This window comes from Streptomyces sp. NPDC013317 (assembly GCF_055563155.1).
On the sequence record NZ_JBVHDX010000015.1, the window covers coordinates 120,109 to 140,713 of the forward strand.

Here is a 20,605-nt window from a genome sequence, read left to right on the forward strand (position 1 = left end):
CTGTCATGAGCTCCACTGCCTGACTCCCGGACCTCTCGGCGGTCCGGGAGTCAGGGCTCGTCGATGAAGTCGCCGTCCACATACACCCAGGCGCCCTCGTGGCGCCGGAAACGGCTGCGTTCGTGGAGCGAGCCGGGCTGGCCGTCGTGGGTGTAGCGGGCGACGAAGGTCACCGTCCCGGACTGGTGGAAGGCCGTGCCGTCGGCCGTGTCGCGGATCTCGAGCCCCGCCCAGCGCATCGAGGGGTCGAAGTCGACCTCCCCCGGGCGGTGCTCCGGAGCCCAGGTCCGCAGCAGATACGAGGCGTCGCGTACGACGAAGGCGCTGTAGCGGGAGCGCATCAGCAGCTCGGCGGTGGGCGCGGTGGCGGGCCCGGAGTGGAAGCGTCCGCAGCACTCGCCGTACGTCGCGGGCAGGCCGCAGGGGCAGCGCGAGCCCGCGGTGACGGCGGACGCGGAGGGTGCGGTGGGGGTGGCGGGGCGCCGCTTGGGGCGGGTGGTGCGTCGGGACATGACGTCATTGTCGCGTGTACGGAGGGGCGGGATGGTCGCGCGTACGAAGGGCGGGATGGCCGCGCGTACGGAGGGGCGGGATCGCGCCATGTGCCGGGAGTGGCCCGCACGATGCTTCCGGGATGGGAGGGAGGCCCTTATGCTCCTGCGCCGGACGTGACAGTTACCGCCGGTAAGCCAAAGGGGCTGGGGCATGCACCGTACGGGTACCTCGCGACGCACCTTCGTGACCACGGCCGCCGCCGTCACCGCGGCCACCGCCACGGTCACCGTCGGCGCCGCACCGGCCACGGCGGCCGCCGCGACGCCGTCCGCTCCCGCCGCGCCCCTGTCCGTCGCCGTCCTCGGCGGTGGCGTCGCCGGCCTCACCGCCGCCCACGAACTGGCCGAACGCGGGTTCCGCGTCACCGTCTACGAACGCCGGGCCCTCGGCGGAAAAGCCCGCTCGATGGACGTGCCCGAGAGCGCGCGCGGCGGACGGAGACCGCTTCCCGCCGAGCACGGCTTCCGGTTCATCCCCGGGATCTACCACAACCTCCCGGACACGATGCGGCGCATCCCCTTCCCGGGGAACACCGACGGCGTCTGGGGCAACCTCGTCGCCCCGGCCGAGATGGCCTTCGCCCGCACCGGCCGCGAGGACCTCCGCATCCCGCTCCCGTGGCCCGGTCACCGCCCCGCCGAGCTCACCCTCGACGAGATCCGCCGGGCCCTGACCGCGCTCCTGGAGACCGCCCGCTCCATCCCGCTCCACGAGGCCGCGTACTTCGTCAACCGCTTCCTGGTCTTCCTCACCAGCTGCGACGAGCGGCGGAACGGAACCTGGGAGGCTACCCCCTGGTGGGAGTTCCTGCGGGCCGAGCGGATGAGCTACGACTACCAGCGGATCCTCGCCGTGGGGCTCACCCGCAACATCGTGGCCACCAAGGCGGAGGAGGCCAGTACCCGTACGGTCGCCACACTCCTCGAGGCCTTCGCCTTCAACGCGCTCGGGCGCGGCGCGGACGGGCCCCTCGACCGGATCCTCGACCTGCCCACCAACGAGGCCTGGATCGACCCGTGGGTCACCCATCTGACGGCGCTCGGCGTGGAGTTCCGCGTCGGCTGGACCGTACGGGAGATGGCGTACGACGCCACGGGCGGCCGGATCTCCGCCGCCGTGATCGAGGACCCGGACGGCGTCCGCCGTCGGGTCACGGCGGACCACTACGTCTCCGCCATGCCGGTGGAACACGCCCGCAGGACCTGGGGCGCCGCGCTGCGGGCGGCCGATCCGCAGCTGGCCCGGTGCGACAGGCTGGAGACGGACTGGATGACGGGCATCCAGTTCTATCTGACCGAACGGGCGCCGCTGCTCGCCGGGCACGCCAACCTGATCGACTCCCCCTGGTCCCTGACCTGCATCCAGCAGGCCCACCACTGGCCGACCCGTGACTTCCCCGCGGACTACGGCGACGGCTCGGTCGTGGACTGCCTGTCGGTGGACGTCTCGGAGTGGGACGTGCCCGGCGTCCTCTACGGAAAGACCGCCAAGCAGTGCACCCGTACCGAAGTCGCGCGGGAGGTCTGGGCGCAGCTCAAGGCCGCGTTCAACGACACGGGCCGTACGGTGCTCAAGGACGCCGCCCTGCACTCGTGGTTCCTGGACCCGGGGGTGGACGGTCTGGGCACACCGAACCCGACCAACGACGACCAGCTCCTCATCCACCCCGTCGGCACGTTCCACAACCGCCCCCAGGCCGCCACGAAGGTGCCCAACCTCTATCTGGCCGGCGACTACGTGGCCGTCGACATCGACCTGGCCACCATGGAAGGGGCCAACGCCTCGGCCCGGCAGGCGGTCAACGCGCTTCTCGACCGTACGGGTTCGACGGCGGCGCGCTGCACCGTCGAACCCCTGTTCCGCGCGCCCGAGATGGAGGCGCTCAAGCGACACGACCGGCTGCGGTACCGGCTCGGTCTGCGCAACGCCCTCGACGTCGGGTGATCCGGCACACCGCTCAGGGGCGGTAGCGCAGCGGATGGCCCTCGGGGACCTCGACGACGACGATCTCCACGCCGTCGGGGTCCGCGATCCACATCTCGACCAGTCCCCAGGGCTCGGTCCGCGGCTCCCGCCGGATCTCGACACCCCGGTCCACGAGCTCCCGGTGCGCCCCTCGCACATCCGCCGTCTGGAGCCAGAGCCGCAGCCGGGGCTGGGGCTCGGTCGGGGCGGCGCGGCCGGAGATCTCCAGGAAGCCGCCGCCGAGGAAGTAGACGGTGCCCCGGTCGGGTCCGGTGCCGAACTCGCGGTACACCGGGAGTCCGAGCAGCTCTCCGTAGAAGCGCCGGGAGGCCTCGGGGTCGGACGGCCGGAGCAGGATCCGGCTGCTCAGTACGTGCATCGCAGTAGCGTACGACCATGAAACTGACGATTCTCGGAGGCGGCGGATTCCGGGTCCCGCTGGTGTACGGCGCGCTGCTCGGCGACCACGCCGAGGGGCGGGTCACCCGTGTGACGCTCCACGACCTCGACGGCGGCCGGCTCTCGGCGATCGCCCGGGTCCTCGCCGAGCAGGCGGCGGGGGTGCCGGACGCACCCGAGGTGACGGCGACGACGGATCTGGACGAGGCGCTGCGGGGAGCGGACTTCGTCTTCTCGGCGATCCGGGTCGGCGGCCTGGAGGGCCGGGCGGCCGACGAGCGGATCGCCCTCGCCGAGGGGGTCCTCGGCCAGGAGACGGTGGGGGCGGGCGGCATCGCGTACGGGCTGCGGACCGTGCCGGTCGCGGAGCACATCGCCCGTCGGATCTCCGTCGTCGCCCCGGACGCCTGGGTCATCAACTTCACCAACCCGGCCGGTCTGGTGACGGAGGCGATGTCCCGGATCCTCGGCGACCGGGTCGTCGGCATCTGCGACTCCCCCGTCGGGCTCGGCCGCCGGGTCGCCCGGCTCCTCGGCGCGGACCCGGACGAGGCCTGGATCGACTACGTGGGCCTCAACCACCTCGGCTGGCTGCGGGGCCTGCGGGTCGGAGGACGGGACGAGCTGCCCAGGCTGCTCGCGGACGAGGAGGCCCTCGGCTCCTTCGAGGAGGGGCGGCTCTTCGGCCCGGAGTGGCTGCGCACCCTGGGCGCGATCCCCAACGAGTACCTGCACTACTACTACTTCAACCGTGAGGCCGTGCGCGCCTACCAGCAGGCCGAGCGGACGCGGGGCGCCTATCTCCGCGACCAGCAGGCGGGCTTCTACGGGGAGATGGGCAAGCCGGACACGCCGGCGCTGGCCACCTGGCACCGTACGCTCGCCGACCGCGAGGCGACCTACATGGCCGCCAACCGGGAGGCGGCGGGGGTCGGCGAGCGGGACGAGGAGGATCTGGAGTCGGGCGGGTACGAGAAGGTGGCCCTGGCGCTGATGCGGGCGATCGCCCGCAACGAACGGGCCACGCTGATCCTCAACATCCGAAACGGCACGACCCTTTCGGTCCTCGACGCGGACGCGGTGATCGAGGTGCCCTGCTTCGTGGACGCGGCCGGTGCCCATCCGGTCTCGGTGGCGCCCCTGCCGGACCACGCGGTGGGTCTGGTCACGGCGGTGAAGGCGGTCGAGCGGGAGGTGCTCGCGGCGGCGGCGAGCGGATCGCGGGCCACGGCGGTGAAGGCGTTCGCCCTGCACCCCCTGGTCGACTCGGTGTCGGTGGCCCGCCGTCTCGTCGAGGGCTACACCGCCGCACACGCGGAGCTGGCGTACCTGCGACGCTGATTCGGCGGCCGGACGACTGTCCGGCGAACATCTTTACGTCCCAGGGGGCGCGGCCTACGCTCGCGCCCCATGGACTCACCTGGCACACGCTTTCGAAGGATGATGGTCCGTCTCGTCGCAGGCTGTCTGCTGACCGCCGGACTGGTGGGCACCGGACCGGCGGTCGCCGAGTCCGCCGTGCCCACCGACAGCGCCCTCGCGGCGGCGAAGGTCGTCCCCGTCCAGCTCACGGGTCCCGCCGACCGGCGGTTCAACCTGGTGATCATGGGCGACGGCTACACCTCCGAGGAGTCGGCCGAGTTCCGGGCGGACGTCGACACCCACCTGGGCGTGCTGTGGAGCATCGAGCCGTTCGCCTCCTACCGCTCGTACATCAACGTCTGGGCGGTGGAGGTCCCTTCGCCGGAGTCCGGGGTCGACTGCGATCCGGGGCTCGACGCGCCCCGGCGCGACACTCCGCTCGACATGGGCTTCTGGGGCGGCTGCAACCCGGACAGTGTGCAGCGGCTGCTGACCGTCGACAGCGCGAAAGCGGCAGCGCTCGCCGGTCTCGTGCCCGGCACGAGCCCCGCCAACCGCCAGATCGTGGCGCTCGCGAACAGCGACACCTACGGCGGCGCGGGCGGCAGCTACGCCACCGCCTCCGGCGGGAACGCGCTCTCCTCGCTGATCACCCCGCACGAGATCGGCCACTCCCTGGGCGGCCTCCAGGACGAGTACGACTACTACGCGCGCGGCGTCGCCGGCGGCAGGTACGAAGGGACGGAGCCCTCGTCGGCGCACCACACCCTGCTCACCGAGGAGCGGATGCGGGAGCAGCGCGCGAAGTGGTGGCGCTGGCTGGGCGAACCGAGCGAGGCGGGCGGTGTCATCGGCCGGCACGAGGGCGGGCTGTACAGCACCAAGGGCGTGTGGCGGCCGAGCAGGCACTCGATCATGAAGACGCTCGGTTACGCCTTCGACCAGGTCGAGCGCGAGGTCATGGTGAAGGCGATCTCGGCGAAGGTGAACCTCGTGCAGGGGCACACGGGCAACGCGCGTCCGATCGGGGCCGACCGGACGGTCTGGGTCGACACCCTGCATCCGCTCGGCGGGGAGCTCGCCGTGGTGTGGCGGCTGGACGGCCGGGCACTCCCCACCCACAACGCCCGTACGGTCGATCTGCGTTCGCTCTCCCTCTCGCCCGGCACTCACACCCTGACGGCGACGGTCAGCGACCCGACACCCTTCGTACGCGATCCGGCGGTGCGCGGCTCGTCGGCGCTGACCCGCACCGTGAGCTGGTCGGTCGACCGTTCCCTGACCACCCCGGAGGAGAACGTCGACCCGGCGTTCACGGGCCACACCCCGACGACGTCCCCGGTCGGCGCCCGCTCCGTGGTCCACGCCGACACCACCCACCCGACGCGCCGGACGACTTCCGTCCGCTGGCGCCTCGACGACCGGCCGGTCGCCAATCCGGGCAACGACCGTGATCTGGACCTGCGTTCACTGCGCCTGTCGCCCGGCACCCACACGCTGACGGCCTGGATTCCGGGCACGGAGACCGAGTTGAGGTGGACGGTGGACGCCCGCCCGGCGACGGGAGCGTACGAACTGTCCGCACCCCTGCGGACGGTGAGCCGGCCAGGCCGTCCGGTCGAGTACGTCTACGACGGCGAGTTCACGATGCGGCTGACTGCGCGTGACGATCGACCGGGCGCCGTGGTACGCCAGTTCCGGGTGGACGGCGACGGCTGGTACACGTACTACGGCTGGCCCACGGACGCCGAGGCGCCGTTCCGCTTCTCGCCGAACGGCACGGTCGTCGACGACCTCGTCTACGGAAAGCTGGGCCGCAGCCGGGCGGTTCCGTGGGACGACGCGACACCGGACTACGGCACGCACACGGTCGAGTACCGGACGATCGACGCGGCGGGCAATGTGGGCAGGGCGAAGTCGTTCCTGGTGACGCTGGTCGCGCCGCGCGACTGACCGGCCAGGCCCGCGGTGGGCGTGCGAAGGCCCGCGGACCGGAAGAGTCCGCGGGCCTTCGCAGGTACGGCGGGTGCCGTGTCGTGCGCCCGGTGCCGTCCCGTGCAGGGTGCCGTCCCGTGCAGGGTGCCGTCCCGTACGGCGGGGTCCCGTCAGACCTTGCGGCCGACGGCGGCCCAGCCCGGGATCGGGTCGTCGCCCTGGACCGGGACGACCTCGCCGAGTTCCGGATGCCACTCGGCGGTGAGCGTGACCCCGGGCTCGACGAGCTCCAGACCGTCGAAGAACGCGGCCAGCTCGTCGCGCGAGCGCGGCCGCAGCGTCAGCCCGCGGGCCTTGTACATGCCGACCGCCTTCGCGGCGCCCTCCGGGTCGAAGTCCCCGGTGACGTGCGAGAGCACGAGGTAGCTGCCCGGCGCCAGCTGGTCGACGAGCTTGCGGACCAGGTCGGAAGCCCCGTCCTCGTCCCCGACGAAATGCAGCAGGGCGAGCATCGACAATGCTATGGGCTGGTCGAAATCAAGGACCTTTCCGGCCCTTTCCAGGATGACCTCGGGGTCGCGCGCGTCCGCCTGGATGTACTCGGTCGCCCCCTCGGGCGTCGAGCGCAGCAGCGCGGCCGCGTGCGCGAGCACGATCGGGTCGTTGTCGCAGTAGACGATCCGCGACTCGGGCGCGGCCTCCTGGGCTATCTGGTGCAGGTTCGGCTCGGTCGGGATGCCGGTGCCGATGTCCAGGTACTGGCGTACGCCGCTGGCGCTCAGCCAGCGGATGGCGCGGTGCATGAAGGCCCGGTTGACCCGCGCCATGTCCCGGCCGCGCGCGTCCACGGTGAGGAGCTGCTTGGCCATCTCCTCGTCGACGGGGTAGTTGTCCTTGCCGCCCAGGAACCAGTCGTACATCCGCGCCGGGTGCGGCTTGCTGGTGTCGATCCGTACGGTTGCGGCATCCTGGGTCATCGGGGCTCCTGGTCCGGGAGTGGAACTACTGGCACTGCAGCAAGAGTTACGCGACGGTAGGGGTGCGACGGAAGGGGTCAGGTGAGCAGAAAGTCGGCCTGACCGGATTTCGCCCCCTGGATGAACGCGGCGATCTCGCCGTGGGTGTAGATGAGCGCGGGTCCCTCAGGGTCTGCGGACTGTCGCACGGCGACTCTGCCGTCGGCCAGCTTCATGGCCTCCACGCAGTTGCCCCCGTTCCCGCCGCTCCACGGCTTGTGCCATCCCTCGGCACCGAGATCCGCGGCGGGCATGCCGTTGTATATGCGATCCATTCACAGCTCCTTGCGGAGACCCCGGAGGATCTCCTTCGTGCGTTGTGCAGTCGCGGCCTGGGCCGCCATTCGGTCCATGACCTCGAGATGGGAGGCCACCTCCGGGCGCGCGTCGAGATAGACGGCGCCCGTGAGGTACTCGCTGTAGACCATGTCCGGGAGTTCGGGCACGGCGAAGCGGAAGAGGACGAACGGTCCGTAGGTGCCGGGGTGATGGCCGGACGAGAACTCCGCGATCTGCAGGGTGACGTTCGGCAGCTCGGACGCTTCGAGCAGCCGGTCGAGCTGGTCGCGCATCACTTCGGGCCCGTCGCCGACCGGTCGGCGGAAGACCGTCTCGTCCATGATCACCCAGAACTTCGGGGCGTCCTCCCTGGTCAACAGGGACTGACGCTCCATCCTCAGGGCTACATGGCGTTCGATCTCCTCGGCATCGCTGCCGCCGACCGCCCCACTGCGCAGAATGGCGCGGGCGTACCCCTCGGTCTGCAGCAGACCGGGGACGAATTGGGGTTCGTACTCCCGGATGAGGCTCGCGGCCCCCTCCAGGCTGACGTACATGGAGAACCAGCCGGGCAGCACGTCGTGGAACCGCTGCCACCAGCCGGGAAGGTTGGCCTCCTCGGTGAGGGCGACGAACGCCTCGGCCTCGGAGTCCGTGATGCCGTACGCCTTCAGCAGCAGCTGTACGTACGGAATCTTCAGCGCGACTTCCGCGGTCTCCATGCGACGGATGGTGGCCGGGGCGACACGGAGGACCTTCGCGGCCTCCTCCCGCTTCAGGCCGGCCCGCTCGCGCAGATCCTGCAGACGCTTGCCGAGAACGACCTGTCCCACCGTGGGGGCGGACCGCGGCTCGCTCACTCCCAGACCTCCCCGACGCGCTGTTTCGCCTGAGTGTGCCACGAACATGGCCAGAGAGAACACCGCACTCTGCAATTTTCAGAGTGCCACTTGCCAAGTGTCCGACTCGGGAGCAAAGTATTCCGGTGAACCAGTACGCGCTGCCGCCGCGCGCCCGCCTCGGGGGGAGGCTGACCGCGGCGCTGCTTACCCACTGTTGTGAGGAACCGGTCGTGGCTTCTGGTAACGCGCTTCCCTCAGGCCTTATGAGCCCCCGCGTCCTGCAGCAGCGCCCACGCACCGATGCTCTCCGTCACGACGTCCGACGCTTCGCCTTCGAGCTGCCCGCCCGCACGGAATCCGTCTCACGCTCCCGCAGACTGGCGGAGGAGCGGCTCATCCTCTGGGGATGCGCGCCCGACATACGCGAGACGGTGACGCTGATCGTCTCCGAGCTGGTCACCAACGCGGTCGTGCACACCGCGAGCAGTCACGTGGTCTGTGAACTGCGCGAGGGGGAAGAGCAGTTGCGCATAGCGGTACGGGACGAGGGCGGCCTGGGAGACCCCCGGATCCGGGACTGCGGCGAGGAGGAGCGCGGCCGGGGCCTGGTGCTCGTGGAGGCGCTGTCCCACGCATGGGGGGCCGACAGCACGGGGCACGGCACGGCGCGCATCGTCTGGGCCGAGCTGGCCCACGGCATGGGGTACACGTGCTGAGGTCGATGGCGACCCTCCTGACTCCGAGGTCGCGCCGAACCTCGGCGACCTCATCGACAGGCTCATCCACCGGCTCATCGACCGGCTCGTCCATCGGCACGGCGCTCGGCACGGCGGCGTCGACGCGCCTGGTGGTCCCGCGGGAGTTCCGTACGACGCTGGGCTGCGACGCGGTCGGCGTGCCGGCGCGCTACGGCTTCCGGATCCTGTCCCGGCTGCCCGCCAAGGGCTGTGTCTACGCGGACACGGACTGGTGGTGGTGGCTGGTCCCGACCGGCTCCGACCTGGACGTGAGCTGGCCGCTGCCGGCCTGCTACGCGCCGGGCGGGGAGGTCCCCGACCGCGGCCCCCGACTGATCCACCATCCCGACGGCACCTCCCCGTACACCCCGCCCATCCCCCTCTATCTGCTGACCTGCCAGCTGACCGGGATCGCGCCCTCCTGGACGGCCCTGCACACGGCGGGTGACGGCGTAGTGTCGGGGCATGTTCACCCCTCAGGGCCCGACCGTCCGTGAGCTGACCGTCCAGGCCCTCTCCTCGGTGGAGCACGGCTACGACCTGCTGGCGACGAAATTCGACGCGACGCCGTTCCGCACGCCGGACCCGGTGCTGTCGGCGGTGACGGACGCGCTGCGCCCGCTCGGCCCGTTCGACGCGGGACTCGACCTCTGCTGCGGCACGGGCGCGGGCCTCTCCGTCCTGCGACCGCTGTGCGCGGGCGGCCGGGTCACGGGCGTCGACTTCAGCGCGGGCATGCTGGCGGAGGCCCGCCGGGCCCACCCCAAGGCCACCCTGATCCGCGCGGACGTGCTGGCGCTCCCCTTCGCGCCGGCATTCGACCTGGCGGTCAGCTTCGGCGCCTTCGGCCACTTCGTGCCGAAGGACCAGCTCACCCTCTTCCGCCAGGCGCACGCGGCCCTCCGCCCCGGCGGCGTTCTCGCCTTCCCCCTCCCGGCCCCGCCCCGCGTCGGCTCACTCCCGTACTGGACGCTGCTGGGCTTCGACACGGCCATGCGGGTACGGAACGCGCTGTGGCGGCCACCCTTCGTCATGTACTACCGCACGTTCCGCCTCGCGGACGTCCGAGACCGCCTGACGCGCGCGGGCTTCACGGTGGAGACCCAGCCCCTGGAGGCTCTGGGCCGCCAGGAGAACGGCAGCCCGAGGTGCCGACTGGTGGTGGCCCGGAAGCGGTAGCGGGCGGCAGCGGCGGACATCGCAGACCGGCGGCGAAGCACCCGATGCGCCCCGAGGGCGGAAACGCGGAACGGCCCCAGATGAACTGGGGCCGTTCCGTCTCATGTGTCCGAGGGGGGACTTGAACCCCCACGCCCGATAAAGGGCACTAGCACCTCAAGCTAGCGCGTCTGCCATTCCGCCACCCGGACCAGGTGTTGTGTCGTCCCGGGGTGTTCCCCGCGGCGACATGGATAACTCTACCAGGGGTTTGAGGTGCCTTTCACCCACGTTTCCCGTGGTCAGTGAGGTGCGGCGACCCCGGAGAACGTGATCGGGCCCGGGCGCGTCGCGTCGGCGCACAGAGTGTCGTCGTACGCATACGGGGAGTCGCCGCCCCCGCCGCCTAGCCTGCGCTGGGTGAGCAACCTCTTCGAAGACAGCCAGGCGCCCGGCCGTGGGTCCGCGTACCGCCGGCCCCGGATGCTGTCGCCCATGCGGGAGCACCTGCGGGACACCTTCTGGTTCGCCCCGGTCGTCGCGCTGGTCGGCATCTTCGTGCTGTGGCTGATCGCCTCCGCGGTGGACTCCGCCATCATCGGGTATCTGCAGGACGAGCGGGCGTACGCCGAGGTCACCGAGCTGATCGGGATCGTCGAGGACGCCAGGACGATCGTGACGACGATCAGCTCGGCCATGATGACCTTCATCGGCGTCGTCTTCTCCATCTCGCTGGTGGCCGTCCAGATGGCCAGCGGGCAGTTCAGCCCCCGGATCGTCCGGATCTTCATCCGTAGCCGCATCACCAAGGCGGCCTTCTCCGTCTTCCTGGCGACGTTCGCGCTCTCGCTGCTCGTCCTCACCTCCTACGACAGCGAGACCGACCCTCGGTACGTGTCGACCGTGCCGCTCGTGTCGTCGCTGCTGACCCTGTTCATGGTCGCGCTGAGCCTGCTGCTCTTCGTGGCGTACGTGAACTCGACGCTGCGGCTGATGCGGGTGGGTCACGTGGTGGACCTGATCACCCGGGAGTCCTTCGGCGTCCTCGCCAAACAGCCGTGGTACGTGGGCGAGCTCGCCGATCTCGGCGAGGCGACCGACCACGTCCCGCACCGGGGCCGCGCCGGGGTGCTGAGGGACGTCAACGTCGCGCTCCTCGTGCGCATCGCCGAGCGCCACGGGGTGGTGCTGCGCATGCTGCCGCGGATCGGGGACTTCGTCGTGCCGGGGACGCCGATCCTGGCCGTGCACGGGGGAACGGTGCCCCGCCGGATCGGGGCGGCGGTCTCCGTCGGGGTCGAGCGGACGTTCCACCAGGACCTCGGCTTCGGCCTCCGCCAGCTCGCGGACATCGGGCTGCGGGCCCTCTCCCCCGCCGTCAACGACCCGACGACGGCCGTGCAGTGTCTCGACCGGATCACCCAGATCCTGGCGGCGGTGGCGGACCGCCCGCTGGGCGCAGTCCACCACCGCGACCGCCGGGGCACGGTCCGGCTGGTGCAGGACGTACCGGACTGGACGGACCTGGTGGATCTCGGCCTCACCGAGATCCGGGGCTGTGCGCCGGGCAGCCCCCAGGTGTCGCGGCGCATGCTGGCGGGGATCGACGATCTGCTGTCCATGGTCCCTGCCGAGCGCCGGGAGCCGCTGGTCCGGCACCGCACGCTGCTGACACAGCTGGTGGAGCGTACGGCGCCGGAGGCGGCCGACCGCGCGTTCGCGCTGGAGGGCGACCGCCAGGGCATCGGGTGATCCTGCACCCTCTACGGCATCAGGTGGTGGTCGGGGAAGGTGCCGGGGAGCCGCTCGCCGCCAGGTCCTTCGGCGACGGCCTTGACGAGCAGCTCGCCGCCGGCGAAGGCGCCGCGCCAGGAGGCGCCGAAGCCGCCGAACAGCTCCTCGCGGTCGCCGCGGGAGCGGGGGGCGCCGTGGCCCGCCTTGAGGGCTCGGATCCGCGGGGCGACGGACGATCCTGTCGACCGGGCCGAAGGGCTCGGTGTGGTCGCCGGCTGCGTGGCGGTGTTCCCGCACCCGCCGGGGCGGCCGCGGGCCCGCCGGACGAAGGCGAACCCGCGACGATCGGCCGGTACGCGTGAGCGTCATGGGCCCTCGGTTCAGCTGTGCTTCTCGCGCAGGGAATGCAGGTGCGCGCTGGATTTACGGGCGAACGCGAAGGCCTCGACCGGGTTGTCGTGTTCGGCCTGCCAGTGGTGGGACCGGTACCCGTGGTGGGTGCGGTTCACCGCGGAGATGAAGCGCCGGTAGTCGATGTCTCCGTCCCCGACGTCCGCCATGCGGTAGCCGTCGCGGACGGATTCGTCGCGTTCGCCGTCCTTGACGTGGAAGAGCGGATAGCGGTGGGGCTGGGCGAGGACGTAGCGCAGCGGGTCGAAGGGGGCGGGGGTGCCGTCGACGCGCCGGGAGAAACGATGCTGCGCCACGTACGCCCAGTAGACGTCCATTTCGAGGTGGACGAGTTCGGGGTCGGTCTCGGCGAGCAGGACGTCGTAGAGACGGACGTCGGGGCGGTCGGTGGCGAAGGAGAACTCCTCGGCGTGGTTGTGCTGGTAGAACTTCATGCCGCGCTTCTTCGCCTCGGCGCCGTAGTGGTTGAACTCCTCGGCGCAGCGCTTCCATCCGTCCACGGTGGAGCCGTAGCGCCACGGGCCGGAGGCGGTGCCGATGTGGGGCAGACCGAGGGCCTGGGCGTCGTCGAGGACCTTGTCGAGGTTCTGCGCGAACGTGTAGGCGCCGGGGTCGGAGGAGTAGTAGCCGACGTGGCTGCCGATGCCGCGCAGGCCGTGATCGCGGGTGAGCCGCCGGAGTTCGGCGAGGGTGATCGGGCCCGCGGAGCCCTGGGTGTAGCCGGCGAACTCCACCTCGTCGTAGCCGTACCTGCTCAGTTCGGCGAAGACGGCGGCGAAGCCGAGCGTGGCGACCTTGTCGCGCAGGGAGTAGAGCTGGATGCCGAGGCGGCCGGGCGGCAGCACGGGGCGGCCCTTGCCGTGCTCGTGGCCGTGCCCTCGGTCGGCGTCCGCGCTGCCGGCTTCCGCGGCGGTGGCGGTCGGGGCGGTGGCGCCGAGGAGGGCCGCGGCGGTGGCGCCTGCGGCGACGCCGAGCATGTTCCGCCTGCTGAGCTTGTGGGTGAGCTCGGGGTCGGGGGTCGGGTGCGAGAGGCGGCGGGCGCGGGTCATCTGTGGATAACTCCTTGTTGTCGGTGAGGTCTGCTTCACTGGAGTCCGGTCAGTGAAGACCGGCCAGGTGGAGCAAGAGGGACTTCACATCGGTGGCCGCTACGCGGCCGCTCACAGCGCGGGGGGTGGAGCACAGAATGAGCGGACCTTCGTCGTCGCTCGTGGGGAGGCGGCCATGGCTGCCGCGAATAGGTGAGGGGTCCAGGGGGACCACCGCCAGCCGGTAGCGCATGCCCAGCTTCTTGCGGGCGATCGCCTTGGCCGCCTTGATCCGTACGTAGGGATCGAGCGGGTCCATGAAGAGTTCGACGGGGTCGTATCCGGGCTTGCGGTGGATCTCGACGAGCTGGGCGAAGTCGGGGGCGCGCGTGTCGTCGAGCCAGTAGTAGTACGTGAACCACGCGTCGGGTTCGGCGAGGGCGACGAGCTCTCCGGAACGGGGGTGGTCGAGACCGTTCTCCTTCTTGCCCTCGTCGTCCAGAAGGCGCTCGATGCCGGGGAGTTCGGCCAGCGCCTCGCGGACGGTGTCGAGGTCCTCGGGACGTCGGACGTAGACGTGGGCGAGCTGGTGGTCGGCGACCGCGAAGGCCCGCGAGGTCATCGGGTCCAGGTACTCCATGCCGTCCTGGGTGTGGACTTCCAGGAGGCCGGCGCGGCGCAGGGCGCGGTTGATGTCGACGGGGCGGCTCACGCGGGTGATGCCGTACTCGGAGAGCGCGACGATGGTGCGACCCTCGGCGCGTGCGTCGTCGAGGAGAGGGGCGAGCGCGGCGTCGAGTTCGGCCGCGGCTCGGAAGGCGCGCGGGTCGTCGGGACCGTAGCGCTGGAGGTCGTAGTCGAGGTGGGGGACGTAGGCGAGGGCGAGGTCGGGGCGGCGGGTGCGGAGGATGTGGCGGGTGGCATCGATGATCCACTGGCTGGAGACCAGATCCGCGCCGGGACCCCAGAAGTGGAAGAGGGGGAAGGTGCCGAGCCTGTCGGTGAGTTCGTCGTGGAGGGCCGGGGGCCGGGTGTAGCAGTCGGGTTCCTTGCGGCCGTCCGCGTAGTAGACGGGACGGGGGGTGACGGTGATGTCGGTGTCGGCGCCCATGGCGTACCACCAGCAGATGTTGGCGACGGTGTAGCCGGGGTGGGAGCGGCGGGCGGCGTCCCAGAGACGGTCGCCGCAGACGAGGCCGTTGTGCTGACGCCAGAGGAGGACGTCGCCGAGTTCACGGAAGTACCAGCCGTTGGCGACGATGCCGTGCTCGGAGGGGAGGGTGCCGGTGAGGAAGGTGGTCTGGGCGGTGCAGGTGACGGCCGGCAGGACGGTGGTGAGGGGCGCTTGTGAGCCCGCGCGGCCGAGGGCCTGCAGGCGGGGCATGTGCTCCAGGAGGCGGGGGGTGAGACCGACGACGTCGAGGACGAGAAGGGGGGTGGGTCGCGTGTCGCTCCGGGGGCTGGTCATGGCAGTTCCTTGAGGCCGAGATCGGTCAGCAGGTCGCGGGCCAGGACGAGTTCGGCGGCGATCCCGTCGGCGAGGCGGGCTCGGTTGCGGGGGCGCCGGTCGGCCGGCAGGGCCTGCCAGGTGTAGGTCTCGACCTCCAGGTGATGGGTGCGGGGACGAGGGCCGCCGACCAGGTGGGCGAGTGTCGCCCTGAGTTCGGGGAGAGTGGAGGTGAGCGGGGGCTCAGGCGGGGCGTGCAGGGGAACGTGGAAGTGGGCGCGCCAGGGGGCGCCGTCGGGGAGGGCGCGGCCCGAGACGGCTTCGGGGAGGTCGTCGGTGCCCCGTAGGCCGGCGGCGGTCCGGGTGCGGGTCTGGTGGAGGAAGCGGGGCTCGGCGAAGGCGGCGAGTGCGGCGCGGACCTCGGGGAGGTGGGGGTGCTCCGCGTGCAGGGCCGCGGAGAGCTGGGCCTTGACCACGGGTATGGAGGCGGCGCCGAGGGCGTCCAGGGCGGTGTGCGGGTCTTCGAAGGAGGTGGCGAGATGACAGGTGTCGACGCAGACGCCGATGCGAGGGCTTGAGACGGCGGTGAGCGGGGCGATGGCGTCGGCGGTGGTCTCGACGGTGCAGCCGGGTTCCGGTTCGAGTCCGATCCGGATGCTGTTTCCGGTGAGTTCCTCCAGGGCGTCGAGACGCTCGGCGAGGGTGGTCAGGGCGGCGCGGGCGGTGTCGGCGGCGCGGGAGTCGAAAGGGGTGCGCCAGGCGAGCGGCAGGGTGGAGACGGAGCCCTGGGTGACGTCGTCGGGGAGGAGCGCGGAGAGGAGACGGGCGAGGTCGGTGGTGTGGGCGAGACGTTCGGGGCGGGTCCAGTCCGGCTGGTAGACGCGGTACTTGACCTCCGCGGCGCCGAATCCCTCGTAGGGGAAGCCGTTGAGGGTGACGACCTCGAGGCCGCGGCGGTCGATCTCGGCGCGCAGCGCGCGCAGCGAGCCCGGGTCGGTGATCAGGGCCTGGGCGGCGTCGCGGGCGAGCCAGAGTCCGATGCCGAGCCGGTCCCTGCCGAGCCGCCGGCGGACGGGCTCGCAGTGGTCACGCAGCTGGGCGAGGACACCGTCGAGGGTCTCGGCGGGGTGGACGTTGGTGCAGTAGGCGAGGTGGACGGTGGAGCCGTCGGGGTGGCGGAAGCGCATGGGCGGGCCGCCTCATTCCCCGCCGCGGAGGATGGAGTTGCCCTCGTGGGAGGTGTCGGGTGAAGGGGGGTCGAGCCGCAGGCGGCCGCTGAGGCCGTAGAAGGCGACGGGATTGCGCCACAGCACCCGGTCGACGTCGTCCGGGGAGAACCCGGCGGCGAGCATGGCGTCGCCGACCTTACGGGTCTTGAGCGGGTCGCTCTTGCCCCAGTCGGCGGCCGAGTTCACCAGGACGCGGTCGAGCCCGTGGTCCTTGAGCAGGGCGACCATGCGGTCCTCGTCCATCTTGGTGTCGGGGTAGACGGAGAAGCCCAGCCAGGCACCGCTGTCGGCGGCCTCCTTGACGGTGGTCTCGTTGAGATGGTCGAGCAGGACCCGTTCGGGGGCGAGGCCGGACTCGCGGACGACGTCGAGGGTCCGGCGCAGGCCGGCGAGCTTGTCGCGGTGCGGGGTGTGGACGAGGGCGGGCAGGCCGTGGTCTGCGGCGAGTTGGAGCTGCGACGCGAGGGCGGTGTCCTCGGCGGGGGTCATGGAGTCGTAGCCGATCTCGCCGACGGCGACGACGTTGTCCTTCACCAGGTAGCGCGGCAGGACGTCGATAACGGGGGTGCAGCGGGGGTCGTTGGCCTCTTTGGGGTTGAGGGCGAGGGTGCAGTGGTGGGCGATGCCGTACTGGGCGGCCCGGAAGGGTTCCCAGCCGAGGAGCGAGTCGAAGTAGTCGAGGAAGGAGGCGGGTGAGGTGCGTGGCTGGCCGAGCCAGAAGGAGGGTTCGACCACGGCGCGGACTCCGGCGTCGTACATCGCCTGGTAGTCGTCGGTGGTGCGCGAGGACATGTGGATGTGGGGGTCGAAGATGCGCATCAGGACTCCTCCTCGGTGGGGGCGGTGAGGGCGAGGACGCGGTGGAGGTCGGCGGGGACGGTACGGCCGGCGGCGGTGCGTTCGGCGGCGTAGTCGGTGAGCATCCGGGCGAGTTCGGTGTCGCCGCGGGCGCGTTCGTGCAGTCCGGCGACGGTGTCGAGGGGGACGCCGGTGAAGAGGCACTTGAGGACGGCGTGGCGCCAGGCGTGGGGGGCGAGGTGGGTGGCCGCGTAGGTGCCGAGGGCGGCGGCGACGAGGTCGGTGTCGTGGGCGCGCAGCGCGTCTTCGACGAGCGGCAGGGCCTCGGGCCCGGTGACGAGTGAGGGGAGGGCGAGGAGCACGGCGCGGCGTTCGGCGGCGGAGCCGTGGTGGTAGAGGCGGGTGAGGACGGGGGTGTCGGCGCGGGCCGCCTTGAGGAGGAGGACCCGGACGGAGTCGGCGTGCTCGGCGCCGCAGTGCCGGCCGGCGGAGGCGAAGCGCAGCTCCCAGAGGGTGGTGCGGGCGGTGGCGGCCGCGAGGGCCTCGTCCAGCCAGGCCTGTGCGGTGGTGGTCAGCATGCCGGGGCCTCCCGTGGGGCGGGGTTGTTGCGGTGCAGGAACGCGAGGGAGGCTCGGGCGAGTTCGGGGCCGGCGTGGGAGTGGCGGGGCAGTTCGACGACCGTCAGGCCCCGGTAGCCGGCGGCGGTGACCTCGGCGAGGGCGGCGAGGACGGGCGGGAAGTCGATCTCGCCGTCGCCGATCGGGAGGTGTTCGTGGACGCCGCGGCGCATGTCCTCGATCTGGACGTGGTGCAGCCAGGGCGCGGCGGCGCGGACGCAGTCGGCGGGGGACGCGGGTTCCAGGCACTGGCAGTGGCCGATGTCGAGCGTGAGGCCGAGGTGCCGTGGGTCGGGGTCGCCGAGGAGGCCGCGGAGCGTGTGGAAGTCGTCCAGGGTGGCGAGGAGATGACCGGGTTCGGGTTCGATGGCGAGCGGGACGCGGGCGGCGGCCGCGGCTTCGAGAACGGGAGAGAGGGAGGAGGCGAGTCGTTTCCAGGCGGTCTCGTCGGTGGTGTCCGCAGGGGTGATGCCGCTGAAGCAGTGCACGGCGTGGGCGCCGAGGTCGGCGGCGACGCGGACGGCGCGCAGGAGGAGGCGGACGCGTGCCGCCCGGCCGTCGGGGTCCGCGTCGAGGAGGGAGGGGCCGTGCTTGCGGCGCGGGTCGAGGACGTAGCGGGCGCCGGTCTCGACGGTGACCCCGAGGCCGAGCGCATCGAGGCGGCGGGCGAGCTGGGCGGTGCGGGCGGGGAGGTCGGCGGCGAGGGGGTCGAGATGCATGTGGTCGAGGGTGAGCCCGACACCGTCGTACCCGAGGTCGGCGAGGAGGGCGAGGGCGTCGTCGAGCCGGAGGTCGGTGAGGCCGTTGGTGCCGTAGCCGAAGCGGACGGCGGGTGGGGTCTGGCTCATGTCGGGCTCACCTTCCGGGCGAGGGCTCGGGCGAGCGGGGCGAGGCCGAGCACCAGGAGAGCGGTGCCGGGTGCGCCGGCCCGGGCGGCGAGGGCCGCCTGGAGGGGGATCAGGGCACGGATACCGGCGCCGACGGAGCGCTGGGTGAGGGGAGGCGACGGATTGAGGGCCGCGTGGAGGAGAGGGACGGCTGGGGTCCTGGCGTAGGCGGCGGCCAGGGCGGCCGTGATCAGCGGGGTGAGAGGGGAGGCGCCGCTCCCGCTCGGGCCGGGGTGCGTCGGCGGCGCGCTCGGGCCGGGGCGGGTCGTCGGCCCGCTCGGTCCCGGGTGGGTCGTCGGCCCGAGCGGGCCGGGGCGGGTCGTCGGCCCGAGCGGGCCGGGGCCGCTCGGCCTCTTGCCGCCCGCGGTCCCGCTCGGGGCGCGGGGGCGGGAGGCGATGGCGGCCAGGGCCGTGGTCGTGGCGAGGGCCAGGAGGGGGGTGCGGGTCGAGCCGCCCTGGGTCTCGTGGCGGGAGACCGAGGTCACGGCGTAGGTGTGGGCGCCCAGAAGAGCGGCCGACGGGAGGGCCCCGGGGAGGGGAGCGCGAGCGCCGCGACGCCCGGCCGGACGGCCGGTCGTGGTCGCGATCGCGCCGAGGAGGAGGTTGAGCGAGCGAGCCGTCGCCATGGTCGCGGGGGCGGCGGGCGTGTGCTTGAGGTGGAGGTCGTAGCACCAGACCGTCGCGGCGAGAGCGGTGGCGGTCGCGAGGGTGGGTCGTCCGGCGCGGGCGGCGAGGGTGAGACCGGCGGCGGTCAGGGCGGCGGAGGCGGCGAGGGCGGCTCGGGGGGTGACGCGGCCGGAGGGAAGGGGGCGGTGGGGGCGGTCGGCGGCGTCCTCCTCGCGGTCGGCCCAGTCGTTGAGCGCCATGCCGGCCTCGTACAGACAGAGGGAGGAGCCGATGGCGAGAAGGGTCGAGCGGTTGGGGCGCAGGCCCACGGCCGCCGCGCCCGCCAGGGCGTCGCCCGGCACCGTGGGCAGCGCGGAGACGCGAAGCAGCTCCGCCCAGGCGGCCACGCGCCCGCGCGCCCGGCTCACCGGACCTCCCCCAGGCGCGCGGCGAACGCCACGAGACGCGCGTACTGCTCGGCGAGGCCGGCGGGCGGTGCGCCCTCCGGGTCCTTGAAGTAGAAGGCGAGGTCCTCCAGCGGGCCGACCAGTCCGCGTTCGTGGGCGCGGGCCGTCAGCCGGGCCAGGTCGAGGACGAGGGGTGCGGCGAGGGCCGAGTCGCAGCCCTGCCAGGTGGTCTGGAGGGTCATCCGGGAGCCGAGGAAACCGTCGAAGGCGATGTGGTCCCAGGCCGTCTTCCACTCCCCCAGCGCGGGCACCTCGTCGATGTGCACCTCGCCCTCGGGGACGTGGCCGAAGACGTCCGCGAGGACCCGTTCCTTGCCGGCGTTCTTCGCCGCGGCGGCGGCCGGGTCGGCGAGGGCGGCCCCGTCGCCGCCGCCCAGCAGGTTGGTGCCCGACCAGGCCCGTACGGTCAGGGCCCGCTGGAGGAACATCGGGGCGAGGACGGAGCGCAGCAGGGTCTGGCCGGTCTTGCCGTCGCGGCCCGCGTGGGGAAGGCCGCTCGCGGCGAGGGCGTCTGCGAGCGCGGGGTGGCGCAGTCCGGTCGAGGGGGTGAAGTTGACGTAGGGGCAGCCGGCGCGCAGGGCGGCGGCCGCGTAGAGGGAGCTGGGTGGGAGCGCGGCGCCCCCCGGCGCCGGCTCCGTGGACGCCACGTTGACGACGACGACCCGGTCCAGGTCCCGCCGGGTCCGGAAGTCCGTCATGTCGGCGGCGAAGGAGGCGATGAGCTCGCCCTCCTCGTGGCCGCCGCCGGGCGCCGGTCCGCCGGGGCGGATCTCCGCCTCGGCGGCGGCGAGTTCGGTGGCGACGGCGGGGCTGAGGCCGTGCGGGAGGACGCCCGCGGCGGTGAGTTCCTCGGCGCGTTTGGGCAGCGGACACGTCGCCGTGTCGTGTCCGCCGAAGACGAGGGAGGCGAGGGGCGGGAGGCCGGCCGCGGCGAAGGCGTCGGTCTCGGTCACCATGCCGGTCGGTGGGTGGAGGCCGGCCGTGGTCGCGGCGCAGCCGGCGATCGCGGTGGTGGCCACGGAGCCTCTCGCCCCGATGAGCCAGACTCCCGTACGTGTTCCTGTGGTCACGACCCTGCCTCCCAGGAGCTGGACTGTGGTGGAGACGGCGGGCGGGGGGTACGGCGCCTCCCC

20 protein-coding genes, 1 tRNA gene and 1 pseudogene are annotated in these 20,605 nt (G+C 72.4%); 7 read left to right on the forward strand and 15 right to left on the reverse strand.

All coding sequences use genetic code 11. The annotated features are described in order from the left end of the window. Positions 1–50 precede the first annotated feature (50 nt). The gene (locus tag ACZ3IJ_RS30665) at positions 51–512 is read right to left on the reverse strand and encodes a YchJ family protein (protein WP_467473435.1); all 462 of its coding nucleotides are present in this window, start codon (positions 510–512) and stop codon (positions 51–53) included. Positions 513–705: 193 nt separating this feature from the next. Here ACZ3IJ_RS30665 and ACZ3IJ_RS30670 point away from each other — a divergent pair, with 193 nt between their 5' ends. Continuing rightward, complete coding sequence (locus tag ACZ3IJ_RS30670) at positions 706–2,499, forward strand: hydroxysqualene dehydroxylase (protein WP_467473437.1); 1,794 nt, start codon at positions 706–708, stop codon at positions 2,497–2,499. Between the two features lie 13 nt (positions 2,500–2,512). Here the strand turns inward: ACZ3IJ_RS30670 and ACZ3IJ_RS30675 are convergent, their stop codons facing one another. After that, complete coding sequence (locus ACZ3IJ_RS30675; RefSeq protein WP_467473439.1) at positions 2,513–2,899, reverse strand: VOC family protein; 387 nt, start codon at positions 2,897–2,899, stop codon at positions 2,513–2,515. Between the two features lie 17 nt (positions 2,900–2,916). On the opposite strand from ACZ3IJ_RS30675, the gene ACZ3IJ_RS30680 reads away from it, so the two are divergent. Together ACZ3IJ_RS30680 and ACZ3IJ_RS30685 are read left to right on the forward strand one after the other, a co-directional pair. Next, positions 2,917–4,260 (forward strand): 6-phospho-beta-glucosidase, encoded by a 1,344-nt coding sequence (locus tag ACZ3IJ_RS30680; RefSeq protein ID WP_467473441.1) that lies wholly within the window; start codon positions 2,917–2,919, stop codon positions 4,258–4,260. Between the two features lie 99 nt (positions 4,261–4,359). Next, the gene (locus ACZ3IJ_RS30685; protein ID WP_467473443.1) at positions 4,360–6,234 is read left to right on the forward strand and encodes a M64 family metallopeptidase; all 1,875 of its coding nucleotides are present in this window, start codon (positions 4,360–4,362) and stop codon (positions 6,232–6,234) included. A gap of 152 nt (positions 6,235–6,386) precedes the next feature. On the opposite strand, the gene ACZ3IJ_RS30690 is transcribed toward ACZ3IJ_RS30685, so the two are convergent. The 3 genes from ACZ3IJ_RS30690 to ACZ3IJ_RS30700 all read right to left on the reverse strand — a co-directional run bounded on the left by ACZ3IJ_RS30690 (position 6,387) and on the right by ACZ3IJ_RS30700 (position 8,371). Then, positions 6,387–7,193 (reverse strand): SAM-dependent methyltransferase, encoded by an 807-nt coding sequence (locus tag ACZ3IJ_RS30690; RefSeq protein WP_467473446.1) that lies wholly within the window; start codon positions 7,191–7,193, stop codon positions 6,387–6,389. Between the two features lie 77 nt (positions 7,194–7,270). Further along, positions 7,271–7,507, reverse strand: coding sequence for a DUF397 domain-containing protein (locus ACZ3IJ_RS30695; RefSeq protein WP_137992288.1), 237 nt, complete (start codon positions 7,505–7,507; stop codon positions 7,271–7,273). Then, on the reverse strand, positions 7,508–8,371 hold the full coding sequence (locus ACZ3IJ_RS30700) for a helix-turn-helix domain-containing protein (protein WP_467473448.1): 864 nt from the start codon (positions 8,369–8,371) through the stop codon (positions 7,508–7,510). Between the two features lie 245 nt (positions 8,372–8,616). Between ACZ3IJ_RS30700 and ACZ3IJ_RS30705 the strand changes: the two genes are divergently transcribed. From ACZ3IJ_RS30705 to ACZ3IJ_RS30715, 3 genes are read left to right on the forward strand one after another with little or no spacing between them, the layout of a single operon-like run. Next, a complete protein-coding gene (locus ACZ3IJ_RS30705; protein WP_467473450.1) occupies positions 8,617–9,069 on the forward strand; it encodes an ATP-binding protein in 453 nt (150 codons plus the stop codon). A 5-nt stretch (positions 9,070–9,074) separates the two neighbouring features. Then, positions 9,075–9,587 (forward strand): hypothetical protein, encoded by a 513-nt coding sequence (locus ACZ3IJ_RS30710; protein ID WP_467473453.1) that lies wholly within the window; start codon positions 9,075–9,077, stop codon positions 9,585–9,587. After that, on the forward strand, positions 9,556–10,269 hold the full coding sequence (locus ACZ3IJ_RS30715; protein WP_467473455.1) for a class I SAM-dependent methyltransferase: 714 nt from the start codon (positions 9,556–9,558) through the stop codon (positions 10,267–10,269). The genes ACZ3IJ_RS30710 and ACZ3IJ_RS30715 overlap by 32 nt, the downstream gene beginning before the upstream one ends. A gap of 106 nt (positions 10,270–10,375) precedes the next feature. Here the strand turns inward: ACZ3IJ_RS30715 and ACZ3IJ_RS30720 are convergent. After that, positions 10,376–10,460: transfer RNA gene (locus tag ACZ3IJ_RS30720), tRNA-Leu, on the reverse strand. Between the two features lie 271 nt (positions 10,461–10,731). Here ACZ3IJ_RS30720 and ACZ3IJ_RS30725 point away from each other — a divergent pair. Then, positions 10,732–12,000: a DUF2254 domain-containing protein gene (locus tag ACZ3IJ_RS30725; protein ID WP_467473545.1), complete on the forward strand. Its 1,269-nt coding sequence runs from the start codon at positions 10,732–10,734 to the stop codon at positions 11,998–12,000. An 11-nt stretch (positions 12,001–12,011) separates the two neighbouring features. Here ACZ3IJ_RS30725 and ACZ3IJ_RS30730 read toward each other — a convergent pair. The 9 genes and pseudogenes from ACZ3IJ_RS30730 to ACZ3IJ_RS30770 form a co-directional block, all read right to left on the reverse strand. Continuing rightward, positions 12,012–12,209 (reverse strand): annotated as a pseudogene (locus ACZ3IJ_RS30730) (aldehyde dehydrogenase family protein); the annotation flags it as partial. A 153-nt stretch (positions 12,210–12,362) separates the two neighbouring features. After that, positions 12,363–13,442 (reverse strand): sugar phosphate isomerase/epimerase family protein, encoded by a 1,080-nt coding sequence (locus tag ACZ3IJ_RS30735; protein WP_467473457.1) that lies wholly within the window; start codon positions 13,440–13,442, stop codon positions 12,363–12,365. 49 nt (positions 13,443–13,491) lie between these two features. After that, the gene (locus tag ACZ3IJ_RS30740) at positions 13,492–14,889 is read right to left on the reverse strand and encodes an alkaline phosphatase family protein (RefSeq protein ID WP_467473459.1); all 1,398 of its coding nucleotides are present in this window, start codon (positions 14,887–14,889) and stop codon (positions 13,492–13,494) included. Beyond that, positions 14,886–16,055 carry a metabolite traffic protein EboE gene (eboE, locus tag ACZ3IJ_RS30745; protein WP_467473461.1) on the reverse strand — a complete coding sequence of 390 codons (1,170 nt, stop codon included), beginning with the start codon at positions 16,053–16,055 and terminating at the stop codon, positions 14,886–14,888. The genes ACZ3IJ_RS30740 and eboE overlap by 4 nt, the downstream gene beginning before the upstream one ends. 12 nt (positions 16,056–16,067) lie before the next feature. Further along, positions 16,068–16,916 (reverse strand): TatD family hydrolase, encoded by an 849-nt coding sequence (locus ACZ3IJ_RS30750; RefSeq protein ID WP_467473462.1) that lies wholly within the window; start codon positions 16,914–16,916, stop codon positions 16,068–16,070. Further along, on the reverse strand, positions 16,916–17,473 hold the full coding sequence (locus ACZ3IJ_RS30755) for an EboA domain-containing protein (protein ID WP_467473464.1): 558 nt from the start codon (positions 17,471–17,473) through the stop codon (positions 16,916–16,918). Before ACZ3IJ_RS30755 ends, ACZ3IJ_RS30750 begins: the two co-directional genes overlap by 1 nt. Next, positions 17,467–18,360, reverse strand: coding sequence for a sugar phosphate isomerase/epimerase family protein (locus ACZ3IJ_RS30760; RefSeq protein WP_467473467.1), 894 nt, complete (start codon positions 18,358–18,360; stop codon positions 17,467–17,469). The genes ACZ3IJ_RS30755 and ACZ3IJ_RS30760 overlap by 7 nt, the downstream gene beginning before the upstream one ends. Continuing rightward, on the reverse strand, positions 18,357–19,433 hold the full coding sequence (locus ACZ3IJ_RS30765) for an SCO3242 family prenyltransferase (RefSeq protein ID WP_467473470.1): 1,077 nt from the start codon (positions 19,431–19,433) through the stop codon (positions 18,357–18,359). Before ACZ3IJ_RS30765 ends, ACZ3IJ_RS30760 begins: the two co-directional genes overlap by 4 nt. Beyond that, on the reverse strand, positions 19,430–20,542 hold the full coding sequence (locus ACZ3IJ_RS30770) for an inositol-3-phosphate synthase (protein WP_467473471.1): 1,113 nt from the start codon (positions 20,540–20,542) through the stop codon (positions 19,430–19,432). Before ACZ3IJ_RS30770 ends, ACZ3IJ_RS30765 begins: the two co-directional genes overlap by 4 nt. Positions 20,543–20,605 lie beyond the last annotated feature (63 nt).